General features: G+C 66.2%; 3 protein-coding genes. 1 reads left to right on the top strand and 2 read right to left on the bottom strand.

From position 1 onward, the window contains the following. Positions 1-314 (bottom strand): response regulator (locus tag EQG76_RS13135; RefSeq protein ID WP_159714003.1); only part of this gene is annotated, 314 nt, incomplete at its 3' end. Between the two features lie 78 nt (positions 315-392). Beyond that, on the bottom strand, positions 393-845 hold the full coding sequence (locus tag EQG76_RS13140; RefSeq protein ID WP_159714005.1) for a response regulator transcription factor: 453 nt from the start codon (positions 843-845) through the stop codon (positions 393-395). A 333-nt stretch (positions 846-1,178) separates the two neighbouring features. On the opposite strand from EQG76_RS13140, the gene EQG76_RS13145 reads away from it, so the two are divergent. Continuing rightward, the coding region (locus EQG76_RS13145; protein ID WP_159714007.1) for a WecB/TagA/CpsF family glycosyltransferase at positions 1,179-2,775 on the top strand (1,597 nt) is incomplete at its 3' end.

Raw genomic sequence — 2,775 nt, forward strand, 5'->3', positions numbered from 1 at the left:
ATCGCACCGCCTGCCATGAACTCGGCCACCTCCTCCGGGCGGGTGGCCGCGGTCATGAACACGGCCGGCGTGGCGGCGGTGGCCGGCAGGCCGCGCAGTGCCCGTAGCACGGCCGGCCCGTCCATTTCCGGCATCATCACGTCTAGGAGCAGGAGCTGGGGCCGAAACTCGGCGGCACGGGCCAGCGCCTCCGTCCCGCTGGCACAGGCCGCCACCTCGAAGCCGCCCAGCGCCTCCATCGCGAACACCGCGATCGAGCGCAAGTCGTCGTCGTCATCGACATAAAGGATCCGGCGCAGTGCGGCGTCGCTCATCTGCAAGAACTCCTCGGCAGGTCCGCCGCCGGGCGTGAGAACCGCCAGTGTTTCTCCCCGGCTTTCGGCCCCACGACCTCAGTGCCCGCCCAGCAGCTTGCGGACGCTCACCATGAGTTGCTCGATCGCGATCGGCTTGGTGAGATATTCCTGCGCGCCGAAGCGGTAGCCGGAGATCATGTCGACCTGGTGCGAGCGCATGGTCAGCATGATCACCGGGATCTTTTCGGTTTCCTTGATGGTCCTGAGCTTCTTCAGCGCGTCGAGCCCGTCCATGACCGGCATGTTGCCGTCCAGGATGATCAGATCCGGGGTGCTCTCCTGCGCCATCCGGATCGCATCCACACCGGTGCCGCCGACGCGAACGGCATAGCCCTTCTGCTCCAGGGCGAAGCGCACCAGCTCGCGCAGGTGCGGGTCGTCGTCGACTACCAGGATGCTGTGCCGGCTGGCGGGCCGACCGACCGGATGCGATTGCTGCGCTTGCGGCTCATTTCTTGTCCACGGAAACAGCTTGGTCAGGAACGACACGGAATCCCCCACGCCGCCGGCAGATACGGCCTCCAGGCGGAAGCTCCGCCATCTGCTGGCAGCATCACGAATGATTGGAAATCTTGAAAATCCACATCAGAACATTCGGAATTTAACCGGCAACTGACAAAGTCGTTGCGGCGGCACCGGGCTTGCGGACGCCCGACTGTACCACTGAGCCGCATTGGAACTTACGGAAACTCCTCTAGATGTCGATGCGGCCTGATGTAGCGTATCGCTCGGACGAGTAAAATCACCTCGTACGGGGATCGGAAGGAATTTGAACAACCCTGATGTTCATAATCTCCGATTCAACAGTTTCCGGACATATAGATGAATCGGGCCGGTGAGCTGCTTGCCGCTCCCGGCCCAGCTCGCGGGCCGGGGCGCAGCCGGCCGCTCAAGCAGAAATTCTGCGAGATGCCGTTCACCGGCGTCGGCGTGCGCGACGTGCTGCGCTACCTCGAGACCCGCACGGTCAACGATCCGTTCACCTACATCGTCACGCCCAATGTCGACCATGTCGTCCGCAACTGGCGCGACCGGGGCGAGTTGGTCGAGATCTACGAGGATGCCGAGCTGTCCTTGTGCGACAGCCGGATCGTCAGTCTGATCGGCCGGCTCAGCGGCGTCTCACTGCCGGTGGTCACCGGCTCCGACCTTACCGCCATCATGCTCGAATACACGATCGACCCGCAGGAGCGGATCACGATCATCGGCGGCTCGGAAGACCTGGTCGCGAAGATCGAGCGGCGCTACGACCTGCGCAACGTCTGCCACTTTAACCCGCCGATGGGCTTCATCCGCGACCCGGCAGCGGTGCTGGAAGCCGCGCAGTTCGTGGAGCGCCATCCCAGCCGCTTCGTCTTCCTGGCGGTAGGCTCGCCGCAGCAGGAGATCCTGGCCCACCGGATCAAGCAGCGCGGCCAGGCGGTCGGTATCGGCCTGTGTGTGGGCGCCTCGCTACTGTTCCTCGCCGGCCAATTGCAGCGCGCACCCTTGTGGATGCAGCGTGCCAAGCTCGAATGGCTGCACCGCTTGGCCCAGGAGCCCAAGCGGATGTGGCGGCGCTACCTCTACGATGCGCCCAAGATCCTCCGGATCGCCGCCGACCACCGGCGCGAGCAGCGGATCCTGGTCAGCGTGGTCGTCCTGACCCGCCACCGCCAGGAGTTCCTCCCGCGGCTGATCGAGCGCTGCGACGCGCAGAGCGGCTTCAATGCGGGCGCCATCGAGCTCCTCGTGGTCGACCGCTCGGCCGATGGCTTGGCCCGGGCAATCGTCGAGCGGGCCGCAGGGCAGAGCCGGACGATCCTGCGCTTCCTGCACCTGCGCGACATGGGCGTCGCCAAGGCTCGCGCCCTGGCCGTCGACCAGGCGGCCGGCGAGTTCGTGGCCTTTCTCGACGACCACGCCCTGCCCGGAACGTCATGGCTGGAGACCATGCTCCGAATCACCCGGATCTACGATCCGGACGTCGTGCTGGGCCCGGTGGAGGCCGTGCCCGACGAGGCGGGCCGGCGGGATGCCGAGGTCTATCGCCGCTTCTTCAGCTATCGCAACGATGCCGCGACCGGCACGAGCTTCGAGCTGCGCCGGCCGCTCCAGTTCAAGAGCGGCGGCTCCTATGTCCCGTTCGAGATCCGCAACGCGATAATGCTGAAGGCGAACTTCCGCCTGCTCGCCAGCACCGCCACCGGTGCCGACGGCGAGGACGAGCTGTTCTTCCAGCGCATACTACGCCAGGGCCGGCGCCTGGTCTGGTGCGCCGAAGCCAGGGTCGATGAGCACCTGCCAAGGGCCCTGCTCACGCCTGGCCAGCTCTGCAGGCGGACGTTCCGCCGCGCCCAGCTCACTGCCGGTGCGGCGCTGGGCCCGCCAGTTGCATGGGCGGACGTATGGGCCTGGCTTGTGATCGGGCTGGGCCAGG

The sequence above is a fragment of the Geminicoccus flavidas genome (assembly GCF_009806515.1).
Lineage (GTDB): Bacteria > Pseudomonadota > Alphaproteobacteria > Geminicoccales > Geminicoccaceae > Geminicoccus > Geminicoccus flavidus.